This is a genomic window from Streptomyces sp. NTD91 (genome assembly GCF_059510455.1).
Genome location: NZ_JCAJZW010000047.1, coordinates 32,545 through 45,931, shown reverse-complemented (window position 1 = coordinate 45,931; position 13,387 = coordinate 32,545). Strand labels below are relative to the sequence as shown.

The following is a 13,387-nucleotide window of genomic DNA, read 5'->3' as shown; positions in this document are numbered from 1 at the left end:
GGCGCCGGTCTCGGCGCGCCGGGCCGGCCGGGACGCGCAGGGCGAGGAGGGTCACGTCGTCGCACATCCGGCCTTCGTGGGTGATCAGTGCGTCGCACAGGTCGTCCAGTGGGGCCCGGCGAGGGATGCGGCCAGCTCGTCCAGCCCGGTGTCGATGTCCTGGCCGCGGCGCTCCACGAGCCCGTCGGTGAACAGCAGCAGGGTGGCGCCCGGCGGGAGCGGGCAGGTGTGGCTGAAGCGGGGTACGGAGGCGTCGCTGCCGACGGGGATCCCGTGGCGGGCGGGTGCCAGGTAGCGGGTGGCGCCGTCGTCCCCGATGAGCAGCGGCGGCGGGTGCCCGGCGTTGTTCCGGCCGAAGACGTGTCCCCGGCGGCCCGGTTCGAGACGGCCGAGCACCAGGGTGGCCGTCGGCGGGTCCTCGAACATCGTCAGGGCGCGGTCGAGGCGCGAGACGACCATGCCGGGCGGCCCGCCGCGGTCGAAGGCGAGCGCCCGCAGCACGTTGCGGATCCGGCCCATCAGCCGGGCGGCCGCGACATCGTGGCCGGTCACGTCGCCCACCAGACGCAGATCGCGCCGTCCGGCAGGGCCATGGCGTCGGCACGGCCCGCCCCAGCACGCCCAGAGCCCCGTACCGCGCGCCCACGAGGTCGGTGGCGGCCTCCACGATGCGGCGCAGCACCGTACGGGTGTCCATGCCGGCGCTGATCGCCGCGACCGTGCCCGGCAGCCGCTGCAGCCGCTGCCGGTCGAGGAGGAGCCGGGTCACCTGCGGGCTCCCGCCGTCCTGAGCCGCCGGCTCCGGACCGTGCGCCGGCGGGACTGCGGACCGCGGGCCGTCCTGGTGCCGCTGCCCCGGGTCGTGCGCCATGGTCCTTCCCCCCCGGCGCCGTCCGGCGTCGACCTCACCTCGCCCCGTGCTGCCACCCTCCGCGCTCGTCCGACCGCGAGCAGGTCCCGGGACACGCTGTTGGCGTCGCGGGACGTGCCGGTGGTACCCGGGCGTCCGTGCATGTCGTACGGCCGCATCCGTGCGTGTCGTCACGCCGCGGAGCCCCCGGCGCGGCGGCGCCCGGGGCTCCGGACGGAGAAGGGGCACACTCGTCCCATGCAGAAGCTCTCCCTCGACGCCCGGATCCGGGAACACCTGGAACGGGCCATCGCCGCGTCCTCCCCCGGCCGCAGTGCCGAGACCCTCCACGGCGGCCACGAACACGTCCTGCGTCAGACGCTCATCGCGCTGCGCGCCGGCACCGACCTGTCGGAACACGAGAATCCCGGCGAGGCCACGGTGCAAGTCCTGCGCGGCCGGGTACGGCTGCGCAGCGGCGACGAGGCGTGGGAAGGCACGGCGGGCGACCTGCTCGTCGTGCCGCCCGCCCGGCACAGCCTTCAGGCCCTGGAGGACTCCGCCGTCCTGCTGACGGTCGCCCGGCACCGCTGACCCGCCCCGGCCGCCCGCGGACGCGGACCGTCAGTCTTCGGCGTGGGCCTGCCACAGGTCCGGGCCGAAGACCTCGTAGCGGATGCTGCGGGCGGGGACGCCCTGCTGGAGCAGTTGGGCGCGCACGGCGCGCATGAAGGACAGCGAGCCGCACAGGTACACGTCCGCGTCGGCGGGCAGGTCCAGGCAGTCGAGGTCCATCAGGCCCGGGCGGGAGCCGGCTTCCTCGGCGTCCTGTTCGTACCAGAACTCGGCCCGCGCGTGCGGCAGTTGCTCCACGAGGCGCAGGGTCTCGGCACGCAGGGCGTAGTCGGCCGGGGTGCGGTCGGCGTGCAGCACCCACACCCGCCGGCCCGAGCCGGTGGCGGCGAGGTGTTCGAGCATGCCGGCCATCGGGGTGCAGCCGATGCCGGCGGAGACCAGCACCAGCGGGGTGTCGGCGTCGTCGAGCACCACGTCTCCGAACGGTGCCGAGAGGGTGAGCTCGTCGCCGGTGCTCACGGTGCGGTGCAACTGGTTGGAGACCTCGCCCTCCGGTGCGTCGGCGACGCTCGCCACCCGCTTGACGGTGATGCGCCGCATCCGGTCGCCCGGGGCGTTGGACAGGCTGTACTGGCGGGTCTGGTGGATGCCGTCGGGCATGCGGACCCGGACGCTGACGTACTGACCGGCCCGCGCCCGGGGCAGGGGGCCCTCGTCGGCCGGGCGCAGCAGGAAGGACGCCACGTCGGCGGTCTCCTCCCGCCGCCCCACGACGGTCCACTGCCGCCACGGCTTGCGCGGGTCGACCTCGGCCTCCTGGTAGAGGCGTGCCTCCTGCGCTATGAGCGCGCCGGCCATCAGCCAGTACACCTCGTCCCAGGCGGCGGCCACCTCGGGCGTGACGGCATCGCCCAGTACGTCGCCGATCGCCCGGAACAGGTACTTGTGGACGATCGTGTACTGGTCCTCGGTGACGCCCAGCGCGGCGTGCTTGTGGGCGATCCGGGCGAGGAGCGCGTCCGGGCGTGCGTCGGGGTTCGCCAGCAGGGCCTGGGCGAAACCCGCGATGGAGCCGGCCAGTGCCCGGCGCTGCTCACCGCTGGCCTGGTTGCCGCGGTTGAAGAGGCCGTCCAGCAGCTCGGGCTGCTCGGCGAACATGGTGCCGTAGAAGCGTGCCGTGATCTCGTCCAGGGCACCGCCGACGGCGGGCAGGGTGGCGCGAACGACAGCGGCCGACTCGGGCGAAAGCATGACTCTCCTCTGGGGTGCGGGCATGAGGGTGGACGGCGCTCACCGTCACAGCCGGGATCCGTCCCCCGGATCCGGACCGGCACATCGATCGTGCCGGTGGCGCGGTGATCTCGAACAGGGCCGAACTGCCCTGTGGGCAGGGCCCGTCGGGCCTGCTCCGGCGTGAGGCCCGTCACGTTCTTGCGGGCCGGCCGACGTGTCGCGGGTCCTCTCTTCGCACCGCGGCGGTCACCTGATGTCCCCCGCTTCGGTGTCCGGGAGGGCGGCGCGGCCCGCCTCCAGGCGGGCGGACGGGACGCGGAAGGGGGAGCAGGAGACGTAGTCGAGGCCTGCCCGGTGGAAGAAGTGGATGGATGCGGGGTCGCCGCCGTGCTCGCCGCACACCCCGGTCTCCAGGCCGGGTTCGGTGGCGCGGCCCGCCGCGACGGCCAGTTCGACGAGCCTGCCGACGCCCTCCTGGTCGATCGTCTCGAACGGGGAGACGCTGAAGACTCCCTTGTCCAGGTACAGCGGGAAGAAGGAGGCCTCCGCGTCGTCGCGGGAGAGCCCCCAGGTCGTCTGGGTGAGGTCGTTCGTGCCGAAGGAGAAGAAGTCGGCGGCTTCGGCGATGCGGCCCGCGGTGAGGGCCGCCCGGGGCAGTTCGATCATCGTGCCGATCGGGAGGTCGAGGGACTCGCCGGTCTCGGCGGCGACCTGCTCGAGCACGCGTTCGGTCTCGGCCCGGGCCAGCCGTAGCTCCTCGGCCGTTCCGACGAGCGGGATCATGATCTCGGCGCACGGCCGGCCGCCCTCACCGCGGCGGTGCACGACGGCCTCGGCGACCGCCCGGACCTGCATGCCCATGAGGCCGGGAACGGCCAGGCCGAGCCGTACGCCGCGCAGGCCCAGCATCGGGTTCCGCTCGTGCATGCGCTCGACGGCGTCGAGCAGTTCGCGGTCCTGGGCGTCCGGGTGCGGGTCGCTCGCCAGGCGCACGGCCAGTTCCGTGCGGTCGGGCAGGAACTCGTGCAGCGGCGGATCGATGAGGCGTATGGTCACCGGCAGCCCGTCCATCGCGGCCAGGATGCCGGTGAAGTCCGCCCGCTGGAGCGGCAGCAGGGCCGCCAGGGCCTCCTCCCGCGCGGTGTCGTCGCGGGCGAGGATCATCGCCTCCACAAGGGCCCTGCGCTCGCCGAGGAACATGTGCTCGGTGCGGCACAGGCCGATGCCGCGGGCGCCCAGCCTGCGTGCGCGTGCCGCGTCCTCGGGGGTGTCGGCGTTGGCCCGCACCTCAAGGCGGCTGGTGGAGTCCGCGTGGGCGAGGGCCGCCAGGACCGCGTCGGTCAGCGGGCCGGTGCTCTCGCCGGTCTCCAGCGCGCGACCGACGTCGGAGGCGGTGAGCGGCAACGCGCCGAGGTGCACGGTGCCGGCGGTGCCGTCGACGGAGACGGTGTCGCCCTCGCGTACGACGACTCCCGAGTCGGTGGTGAGGCTGCGGGCGGTCTGGTCGACGGTGAGCGACTCGGCGCCGCACACACAGACCCTGCCCATGCCGCGGGCGACGACGGCGGCGTGGCTGGTCTTGCCGCCGCGGCTGGTGAGCACGGCCCGTGCGGCGATCATTCCCGGCAGGTCGTCGGGGGTCGTCTCCCGGCGGACGAGCACGGTGTCCTCGCCGGCGGCGGCACGGCGCCGGGCCTCGGCGGAGTCGAAGACGACGACGCCGACAGCCGCGCCCGGTGAGGCGGGCACACCGTGCGCGAGGGGTACGTCGGCGGGTGTGGTGTCGAAACGGGGGAACATCAGCCGCGTCAGCTCGGCGCCGTGGACGCGCGCCAGCGCCTCGTCGGCCGTGATCGTCCGCTCCTCGCGCAGGTCGTGGGCGATGCGGAAGGCGGCCTCGGCGGTGCGCTTGCCGACGCGGGTCTGCAGGATCCACAGCCGGCCGCGCTCGACGGTGAACTCCACGTCGCACAGGTCCCGGTAGTGGTCCTCCAGGGTACGCAGGTGACCTGCGAGCGCGTCGTACGCGTGCGGGTCGAGCCGCTTCAGCTCGGCCAGGGGAACGGCGTCCCGGACGCCGGCGACGACGTCCTCGCCCTGCGCGTCGGGCAGGTAGTCGCCGTACACGCCGCGGGCGCCGGTGGCCGGGTCGCGGGTGAAGGCGACGCCGGTGCCGGAGTCGGGGCCGAGGTTCCCGAAGACCATCGCCTGGACGTTGACGGCGGTGCCGAGGTCGTCGGGGATGTGCTCACGGCGGCGGTAGACGCGGGCGCGTTCACCGTTCCAGGAGTCGAAGACCGCGCGGACGGCCCGCTCGAGCTGCTCGACGGGTTCCTGGGGGAAGCGCTCGCCCGTCTCCCGACGGATGATCTCCTTGAACTCCTCGGTGACGAGGGCGAGTTCCGCGGCGTCGAGGTCGTGCTCGTCGCGCGTTCCGCGGCGCGCCTCGTGCCGGGTGATGGCCTGTTCGAAGAGGTCGCCGTCGACGCCCATCACCGTGCGGCCGAACATCTGCACCAGACGCCGGTAGGAGTCCCAGGCGAACCGCTCCTGCCCGGACGCCTTGGCCAGCCCGGCGACGGACTCGTCGTTCAGGCCGATGTCGAGGATGGTCTCCATCATCCCGGGCATCGAGAACCGGGCGCCGGAGCGCACGGACACCAGTAGCGGATCGTCGGCCGCACCGAGGGTGCGGCCCATGGTCCGCTCCAGGGCGGCCAGCGCACGGGCCTCCTCCACGCCCAGCTCGGGCGGCTCCTGCCCGGTGTCCAGATAGAGCCGGCAGGCCTCGGTGGTGACGGTGAAGCCCGGCGGCACGGGAAGTCCGAGCCGGGTCATCTCGGCCAGCCCGGCTCCCTTGCCGCCGAGCAGGCCGGCCATCTCCCGGTTGCCCTCGCCGAACGTGTACACGTACTTCGTCGGTGTGCTCATCGTGTCTCACCGGCCTCTCACACATGGGGAACGACGGCCAGCGGGCAGCCGACGTGATGGACGGCGGCATGGGTGACGGGGCCGATGCGGGGAAGGGCGGGCCGCTCGGACGGACGGCGGCCGACCACGAGCAGGCTCGCCTCGCACGCGGCCCGGATCAGCGCGGTGGAGGCCTTGCCCTCGACGACCGTCCCGAGAACCTCGGTCCCGGGGTAGGTGTCGCGCCACACCTTCAGCACTGCGGCCTGGAACCCCTGCCACTCCTCGGCGCGATGCGGCTCGTCGACCAGGGCGATGTCGCCGGGGCCGAGACCGATGGCGGACGGCGGCTGCCACGCGGACACGACCCGCAGCCGGGCCTGCCGCAGCCGGGCCGCCTCGAAGGCGAACTCGATCATGTCGTCGCAGGCGTCGGCGAGGTCGACGCCCACCACCACGTCCCGGTGACCGGCCCGCCCGGACGGGCTGCCGTCGTCCGCCGGGACGTCGTCCTCCCCGGCCCTTGCCCCGGGCCGTACGAGGACGACGGGGCACCGCGCCTTCGCGACGACTCCCAGGGCGACCGAGCCGGCCAGCAGGCCGGTGAAGGCGCTCAGGCCGCGCGAGCCCAGCACCAGCAGGTCGGTCTGCTCGGACGCCTTCAGCAGGGCGGCACTCGCCGGGCCCTCGACCTGCTCGTCGGTGAGGCGCGCAGCGGGGACGGCGGTGCGGACCCGCTCCTCCGCCTGCCTGAGCACGCGGCGTGCCGGCTGCCGCTGCGCGGCGTTCGCCGGCTCGCCGTCGTGTCCGCGAGGATGCCGGTCCCGGGCGTGCACCAGGCGCAGCGGGCGGTCACGGCGCACCGCCTCGCGGGCGGCCCACTCGGCGGCGGCAAGACTCTCGGCCGATCCGTCCACACCGGCGATGACGGGCGACAGCATGATGCCTCCTGAGCTCGTTCGGCTCGTCACTGCCAGCGTCGTGCCGGGGGCGCCCGGCGGACATGGGCCACACGGTCTCCCTCCGGGTCCGTTCGGCCACTGCACCCGGGGTCACAGCCCGCGCAGCCAGTTCTCGGCCACGCCGTGCGGCGTCTGCGCGGGGGGCCGGGCGTGGCTGTCGTCCAGGCGGTGGGTGAGCTGGTCGACGACGCCGACCACGCCGTCGATCCGGCGGGTCATGGAGACGGCGATCTCGGTCTCGCTCTTGCGTTCCAGCTGTCCCCCGAGCGTGACTACACCCTCGGTGACGGAGACGTCGACGGTGCGGGGCCGCAGCCACAGGGCGCGGCCCAGGACCTCCTCGACCACCTCGTCGCGGATGTCCGCGTCGGGTCGCAGGAAGACCCGCAGCAGGTCGCGCCGGGTGACGATGCCGACGAGCCGGTCCTCCTCGTCGAGCACCGGCAACCGCTCCACGTGCCGCTGGACCATGGTCCGCGCGGCCTCGGCCACGGTGTTGCCGGTGTGGACGGTGACGGGCGGTTCGGTCATGAGCCGGCCGGCCGTGCGCGCCGTCGCCTTCGCGGCCTGCCGCCTGGCCCTGCGCGTCAGCGCCGGGAGGGGCGAGCGGCGCTTGGGCTCGTACGGGCCGGGCGCCTGCGCCTGGTGGGCGAGCAGGTCGGACTCGGAGACGACACCGATGACCTTGCCGTCGTCGTCGACCACCGGCAGCCCGCTGATGTCGTGGGCGGCGAGCAGCCGGGCGACTTCCTTGAACGGGGTTCCGTACGCGGCGCGGACGACGGCCGTGGTCATCACGGAGCCGACCTTGTCATGCTTCATCTCGGTTCCTCCTCAGCGGAGTCGGCGCAGATAGGGGTCCTGGGGCCGGCGCGGCACCAGACGCACCCGCGCGTCGAGCACGGAGATCCGCTCCGGCGTCGCGAGCACGGGGTCGAAGTCGACCTCGGCGAGCTGCGGAAGGTCGGCCGCCATGCGGGACAGGCGCAGGAGCAGCTGCTCCAGGCCTTCGAGATCGACCGGCCCGCTGCCTCCGAACAGCAGCGGCGCGCAGCCCGGCGCAGTGATCAGGTCGTGGACGTCGTGGTCGGTGAGCGGGGCCAGGCGGGCGATGGGGGTCCCCCCGGTCGAGCGAAGTCGAGACTGGGGGAGGTCGCCGAGGATCTCGCTCGCGGTGCCGCCGGGTCCGAAGAGCACGAGGGGGCCGAAGACCTCGTCCTGGACGACTCCCGCGAACAGTTCGCTGCCGCGGGCCGCGAGCGGCTGCACGACCACACCGGCCGGCAGTCCCGCGAACCGGGTCTCGAAGTCCCGGAAAGCGGCCCGGACCTGGGCATCGCCCCGGAGGTCGAGATGCACGGCATGGTGCTCGCTCTTGTGGTCCAGTCCCGGCCAGTGGGCCTTCATGACCACCCGGCCGTCCGGGCCGCGCAGCCGCTGGGCGGCGAGGACGGCATCGTCCTCGGTCTCCGCCCACTCCCACGGCCGTTGCGGGATGCGGTAGCAGGCCAGCAGGTCGGCGCAGGTGCGCGGGTCGAGCCAGCCGCCGTCCGGGTGTGCGGCCAGGAAGGTGTCCGTGATTTCCCGGGCGTGGGCGGTGTCGGCGCCGTCGAGTTCCGGGACCGTGCCCTCGGGCCGGGCGAGCCAGGCCGCGCGGCGGGCGGCGTGGGCCAGCGCCCGTGCCGCCGCCTGCGGTTCGGCGTACGAGGGGATGCTCCCGCCGTCGGCGGCGGGCAGCAGCGTGACCGGCAGGCCCTGTTCGAGGCGTACCACGGCACGCGGCTTGGTGCGGTGCCCCGGCGCGTCGGTGAGGGCCCGGACGAGGTCGTCGCCGGTCGCCGCCGCGAGGGCGGTGGGCACCAGGGCCACCAGGACGGCGTCGACGCCGGGATGGCGCGTCAGCCGGTCCAGGCAGTCCGCGAGCCGGTCCTCGGTGACGGCGGCGGTGGCGTGGACGGGGTTGCCGGCCACGGCGCCCTCGGGGAGCACGGCGAGCAGGTCGTCGATCACCTCCCGCGGCAGGGGCGGCAGAGTGAGTCCCGCCTCCGCGCAGGCGTCGGCCGCGAGGACCCCGGCCCCGCCCGCGTTGGTGACGATCGCGACGCGGCTGCCGGCCGGGAGCGGCTGGGAGTGCATCAGGGCCGCCGTCTCCAGCAGTTCGCCGACCGAGCCGGTGGCGGTGATCCCGGCCTGGCTGAACAGCGCCTGCCGGGTCACGGTGCGGGTGGCTGCGGCCGCGGTGTGCGAGGCGGCGGCCCGGCGGCCCGCCCCGGTCCGGCCCGTGTCCACGGTCAGCACCGGCATACGGCGGGTCACGCGCCGGGCGGTGCGGGAGAACGCGCGCGGGCTGCCGAAGGACTCCAGATACAGCAGGGCGAGGTCGGTCCGGCCGTCGCTCTCCCACCACTGGAGCATGTCGTTGCCGCTGACGTCGTACTTGTCGCCGAGGGAGGCGAAGGAGGAGACGCCGATGCCCAGCCGGGACAGCCCGTCCAGCAGGGCGATGCCGACCCCGCCCGACTGCACGGCGACGCCCGCCGTGCCGGGGCGCGGGTGGTCGGCGGCGAAGGTGGCGTCGAGCCGCACGCCGGGCTCGGTGTTGCAGACACCGAGGCAGTTGGGGCCCACCAGGCGCATACCGTAGGTGCGGCAGCTGGTCAGCAGCGCTTGCGCCTGGCCGGCGTCGAGACCGGCGGTTACCACGACCAGCGCGCGGACCCCGGCCTTGCCGCACTCCTCCGCGGTGGCCGGGACCGCCACGGCGGGTACGGCCACGACGACCAGGTCGGGGGTCTTCGGCAGGGCGCTGACGGACGGGTAGGACGGCACCCCGAGGATGTGCTGCACGCCGGGATGCACGGCGAACAGGCGGTGGGTGTAGCCGCCCGCCTTCAGGTGATGCAGGATCGCCCGGCCGACGGAACCGGGCTTGCGTCCGGCACCGGTGACAGCTACCACGTCCGGGCGCAGCAGCGGCTCGAGGCTGGCCACGTCGGCGGCCCGGCCCCTGGCTTCCACCGCCGACAGGTAGGCGTCGTCCGCGTCCAGCCGTATGGTGCAGCGCACCTCGGGGCCCTCGAAGCGGCGGACGGTGCGCAGCCCCAGGTCGGCGAAGAGCCGGAGGATCTCACGGTTCTCGCTGAGCGCGTCGGCGGTGAAGGCGGTGATGCCCTCGGCCCGGGCGGCGGAGACCAGGTGCTCGACGAGCAGGGTGCCCACCCCGCGGTGGTGCAGCCCGTCGCAGACGGCGACGGAGACCTCTGCCTCGTCCTTCTCCCCCGCCGTGTCGTACTCGGCGACGCCGACGACCCGGCCCTGCGCCTCCGCCAGCAGTGCCCGGTAGCCGGGGCGCGCCGGGGCACAGGCCCGGTCGGCGGCCAGGGCGCCGGAGCGCCGGCTGACGGAGAAGAACCGCAGCCGCAGGTTCTCCGGCGACATCTCCTCGTACAGCCCCTGCACCTGGTCGTGGTCGGCCGGGGCGGCCGGGCGGATGCACACGGTGGTGCCGTCCGCGAGCAGGGCGTGGACCGGGGGATGGTTGAGCACGGTGTCCGACATGGCGGATGTCCTCCAAGCCTCTTGACGGTTCGAGCATCCGGCGGAGCGGGGGAAGGTCCCGGGGGCCGTCCGGGGACGGGCCCCGGGCCGGTCGGCCCGGCGTTTCGGGAGTCAGTCGTCGGCGTCAGCCGTCGGCGACGAGGGCGGTGAGGTCCAGGAGGCGGTTGGTGTAGCCCCACTCGTTGTCGTACCAGCCGAAGACCTTGGCCAGGGTGCCGTTCGCCTGGGTCAGGGCCGGGTCGAAGACGCAGGACGCGGGGTCGCCGATGACGTCGCGGGAGACGATCGGGGCCTGCGACACGCGCAGGATGCCGTGCAACGGGCCCTGTGCGGCCCGGGCGAACGCGGCGTTGATCTCCTCGGCCGTGACCTCGCGGTTCAGCACCACCGTGAGGTCGGTGAGCGAGCCGTCCTCGACCGGTACGCGGACCGCGACGCCGTCCAGCGCTCCGGCGAGTCCGGGCAGCACCAGGCCGACGGCGCGGGCGGCGCCGGTGCTGGTGGGGATGATGCTCAGGGCCGCCGAGCGGGCCCGGCGCAGGTCCTTGTGCGGGCCGTCGAGCAGGGACTGGTCGTTGGTGTAGCCGTGGACGGTGGTCAGCAGGCCGCGGTCCACGCCGAAGGCGTCGTCGAGGACCTTGGCCATGGGCGCGAGACAGTTGGTGGTGCAGGAGGCGGCGGACACGATACGGTCGCGCTCGCGGTCGTAGGTGTGGTCGTTGACGCCCATCACGATGGTGGCGTCCGCGCCGTTGCCGGGGGCCGACAGCAGCACCGTGCGGGCGCCGGCCTTCAGGTGCAGGGCGGCGAAGTCGCGGTCGCGGAAGCGGCCGGTGGACTCGACGACGACGTCCACGCCCCAGTCCGACCAGTGCAGGGCCGCGGGATCGCGCTCGGCGGTGACGTCGATGCGGGTGCCGTCGACGATGATCGAGCTGTCGTCGTGCAGCACCTCGCGTCCGATGTGGCCGAAGGTCGAGTCGTACTCCAGCAGGTGGGCGAGGGTGGCGGGCGGCGCGATGTCGTTGATCGCGACGACCCTGACGTCCTGGGTGCCCGTTTCGGCGCGGTCGAGGGCCGCGCGCAGATAGGTGCGGCCGATGCGGCCGAAACCGTTGATGCCGACGCGTACGGTCATGACGGGGAACTCCTCCGGTTCGGGGACCTGCTGCGCACGTACGGGGTCGCGGTGCCTCACACCTGCCGGGGTACGACGGCGACCGGGCAGGCGGAGTGGTGCAGCACCGCGTGGGCGACGCGGCCGAGCTGAAGGCCGTAGTGGCCCTCGCGGCGCCGGGCGCCGACGACGAGCAGGCCGGCGCCGGCCGAGGCGGCGAGCAGCACCCGGTGGGCGGGGCCCTCGACGGCGCGCCGGAGCACCCGGACATCGGCCGGGACCTCCCGCAGCGCGGCGTCGAGTTCCTCCAGGGCCCGCTCCTCGTGCGGCCGGGCGGACTCCCCCGCCGGCAGCGAGCGATCGGCGCTCTCGTGCGCCGGGCGCCGCCAGGCTCGCACCGCCTCGAGCGGCACGCCGCGCAGGCGTGCCTCCTCGGCGGCGCAGCGCACGGTGGCCGCCGGCTGCTCGCCCAGGCACACGACGACGCGACCCGTCCCGGGACCGACCCGGTTGTCGTGGCTGCCGCGCAGCACGACAACCGGGCAGTGCGCGTGCCCCGCCACCGTCACGCCGACGGAACCGAGAAGGGCCTCGGCGATGCCGCTGCGGCCGCGCGATCCGACGACCAGTGCGCGGGCGGCGCGGCTCTCGCGGACCAGCGCGTACTCCGGTTCCTCGGCCAGCAGGTCGGTGGTGACCTTCACGTCCGGCTGACGGCCGCGTGCCCGGCGTACCGCGGCCTCGACGACGTCCTCCGCCATCACCTCCTCGGACGGCTTGCCGAGGTCCCGGGCGAGCGACACGCCCTCGTACCGCTCCCAGAGCGAGGCGTACACCAGGCGCAGCGGCAGCCCGCGCAGGGCGGCCTCGTCGGCCGCCCAGTCAACGGCGCGCAGGCTCGGCTCGGAGCCGTCCACACCGACGACCAGGGGGAGTTCCACCGTGCTCACCGTCCCTCGCACAGATCGAGGACGATCCGGACCTCGACCTCGCCGCGCAGCACGGCGTCGACGGAGTCGTTGACGGAGTCGAGCGGGCGGGTGTCGCGGACGACCCTCGTCCGGCCGGCCGCGTGCAACTGGGAGACCTCGGCGAGGTCCTGGCCGGGGCCGGGTTCGGGATCGGGGCGCTCCTCGATGACCAGGGGCTCGCCGAAGGCTCGTACGACCGCTGCCTTCATGGTCTTCTCTCTCCTTGGTGGGGGCGCGTCAGCCGTGGGCGACGACGGCGACTGGGGCGGTGGCGTGGTGCAGGACGGCGTGGGTGACGGGGCCGATGTGCGCACCGACGGAGGAGCGGCGGACACGCCGGCCGACGACGACCAGGGAGGCGTCCCGCGAGGCGTCGATCAGCAGGGTGGACGGGCTGCCGTAGTCGGACTGCTCGACGACCTCGACGTCGGGGTACTTCTGCCGCCAGGGGCGCAGCACCTCGGTCAGCATGGCGGCGTCGCCCTTCGCCATCTCCCGCTCGACCACGGGTTCCAGGGCCATGCCGTAGGCGTAGTAGGGCGGCGGGTTCCAGCCGTGCACGACGCGCAGCGGCGCCTTGCGGCGGGCGGCGGCCTCGAAGGCGAACGCGATCGGCGCGTCGTCGGGGCCGCCGAGGTCGAGTCCGAGGACGACCGGGCGTTGGGCGGTGGCCGTGGAGGGATTGCCGGCCTCGTCCTTCTCGTGCTCGCCGGCGCGGACGAGCACGACGGGACGCCCGGCGTGCGCCACGACCGCGAGTCCGACGGAGCCGATCAGGAAGCCGCCGATCCCGCTCAGGCCGCGCGAGCCGAGGACGAGAAGTTCGGCATCCCCCGCCGCGTGGACGAGGGCCTCGGCGGGCGGTCCGGTGATGTGCTCCGTGGCCACCTCGACGCCGGGATGGCGCACTCGCAGAGCTTCGGCCACCTCGCGCGGCACCCTCTCGGTCCAGTGCTGCTGCGTCTCGGTGCCCAGCGGGGCCTCGGCCAGGGGGTGCGGTACCGGTTCCCAGACCTGGACGAGCTTCACCGGCAGTCCGCGCAGCTTCGCCTCGCGGGCGGCCCAGTCCGCGGCGGCCCGGCTCTCGGGCGAGCCGTCGAGGCCTACGGTGATGGTGCGGGGCATGATCTCCACCTCCTGAACCGGGGATCCGGGGGGATCCCCGCTTCCAGCGTCGTGTTCGGGGGTCGTGCGGGGCAGGGGCCGCCGG

General features: G+C 74.4%; 10 protein-coding genes and 1 pseudogene. 1 reads left to right on the top strand and 10 read right to left on the bottom strand.

Annotation, left to right across the window (positions count from 1 at the left end; all coding sequences use genetic code 11):
* Window positions 1-84: 84 nt before the first annotated feature.
* Window positions 85-552, bottom strand: coding sequence for a PP2C family protein-serine/threonine phosphatase (locus AC5WRT_RS32775; RefSeq protein ID WP_496097826.1), 468 nt, complete (start codon window positions 550-552; stop codon window positions 85-87).
* A 556-nt stretch (window positions 553-1,108) separates the two neighbouring features.
* On the opposite strand from AC5WRT_RS32775, the gene AC5WRT_RS32770 reads away from it, so the two are divergent.
* On the top strand, window positions 1,109-1,444 hold the full coding sequence (locus AC5WRT_RS32770) for a cupin domain-containing protein (protein WP_496097825.1): 336 nt from the start codon (window positions 1,109-1,111) through the stop codon (window positions 1,442-1,444).
* Window positions 1,445-1,474: 30 nt separating this feature from the next.
* On the opposite strand, the gene AC5WRT_RS32765 is transcribed toward AC5WRT_RS32770, so the two are convergent.
* The 9 genes and pseudogenes from AC5WRT_RS32765 to AC5WRT_RS32725 form a co-directional block, all read right to left on the bottom strand.
* On the bottom strand, window positions 1,475-2,677 hold the full coding sequence (locus AC5WRT_RS32765; protein ID WP_496097824.1) for a globin domain-containing protein: 1,203 nt from the start codon (window positions 2,675-2,677) through the stop codon (window positions 1,475-1,477).
* 228 nt (window positions 2,678-2,905) lie between these two features.
* The gene (gene ppdK / locus AC5WRT_RS32760; RefSeq protein ID WP_496097823.1) at window positions 2,906-5,590 is read right to left on the bottom strand and encodes a pyruvate, phosphate dikinase; all 2,685 of its coding nucleotides are present in this window, start codon (window positions 5,588-5,590) and stop codon (window positions 2,906-2,908) included.
* Window positions 5,591-5,607: 17 nt separating this feature from the next.
* Entirely contained in the window at window positions 5,608-6,510 is a 903-nt protein-coding gene (locus tag AC5WRT_RS32755; RefSeq protein WP_496097822.1) for a universal stress protein, read from the bottom strand.
* 111 nt (window positions 6,511-6,621) lie between these two features.
* Complete coding sequence (locus AC5WRT_RS32750) at window positions 6,622-7,353, bottom strand: CBS domain-containing protein (protein ID WP_496097821.1); 732 nt, start codon at window positions 7,351-7,353, stop codon at window positions 6,622-6,624.
* Window positions 7,354-7,365: 12 nt separating this feature from the next.
* Window positions 7,366-10,089, bottom strand: coding sequence for a bifunctional acetate--CoA ligase family protein/GNAT family N-acetyltransferase (locus AC5WRT_RS32745; protein WP_496100868.1), 2,724 nt, complete (start codon window positions 10,087-10,089; stop codon window positions 7,366-7,368).
* Window positions 10,090-10,213: 124 nt separating this feature from the next.
* Window positions 10,214-11,227, bottom strand: coding sequence for a type I glyceraldehyde-3-phosphate dehydrogenase (gene gap / locus AC5WRT_RS32740; RefSeq protein WP_496098326.1), 1,014 nt, complete (start codon window positions 11,225-11,227; stop codon window positions 10,214-10,216).
* 56 nt (window positions 11,228-11,283) lie between these two features.
* Window positions 11,284-12,147 carry a universal stress protein gene (locus AC5WRT_RS32735; RefSeq protein WP_496098325.1) on the bottom strand — a complete coding sequence of 288 codons (864 nt, stop codon included), beginning with the start codon at window positions 12,145-12,147 and terminating at the stop codon, window positions 11,284-11,286.
* Window positions 12,148-12,152: 5 nt separating this feature from the next.
* Window positions 12,153-12,317 (bottom strand): annotated as a pseudogene (locus AC5WRT_RS32730) (zinc-dependent alcohol dehydrogenase); the annotation flags it as partial.
* A gap of 97 nt (window positions 12,318-12,414) precedes the next feature.
* Window positions 12,415-13,302 (bottom strand): universal stress protein, encoded by an 888-nt coding sequence (locus tag AC5WRT_RS32725; protein WP_496098324.1) that lies wholly within the window; start codon window positions 13,300-13,302, stop codon window positions 12,415-12,417.
* Between the last annotated feature and the right edge of the window lie 85 nt (window positions 13,303-13,387).

Bases quoted from the DNA above. Each gene is read 5' to 3' on its own strand.
- AC5WRT_RS32770 (WP_496097825.1), top strand. From the start codon at position 1,109: ATGCAGAAGCTCTCCCTCGACGCCCGGATCCGGGAACACCTGGAACGG.
- AC5WRT_RS32765 (WP_496097824.1), bottom strand. From the start codon at position 2,677: ATGCTTTCGCCCGAGTCGGCCGCTGTCGTTCGCGCCACCCTGCCCGCC.
- ppdK (WP_496097823.1), bottom strand. From the start codon at position 5,590: ATGAGCACACCGACGAAGTACGTGTACACGTTCGGCGAGGGCAACCGG.
- AC5WRT_RS32755 (WP_496097822.1), bottom strand. From the start codon at position 6,510: ATGCTGTCGCCCGTCATCGCCGGTGTGGACGGATCGGCCGAGAGTCTT.
- AC5WRT_RS32750 (WP_496097821.1), bottom strand. From the start codon at position 7,353: ATGAAGCATGACAAGGTCGGCTCCGTGATGACCACGGCCGTCGTCCGC.
- AC5WRT_RS32745 (WP_496100868.1), bottom strand. From the start codon at position 10,089: ATGTCGGACACCGTGCTCAACCATCCCCCGGTCCACGCCCTGCTCGCG.
- gap (WP_496098326.1), bottom strand. From the start codon at position 11,227: ATGACCGTACGCGTCGGCATCAACGGTTTCGGCCGCATCGGCCGCACC.
- AC5WRT_RS32725 (WP_496098324.1), bottom strand. From the start codon at position 13,302: ATGCCCCGCACCATCACCGTAGGCCTCGACGGCTCGCCCGAGAGCCGG.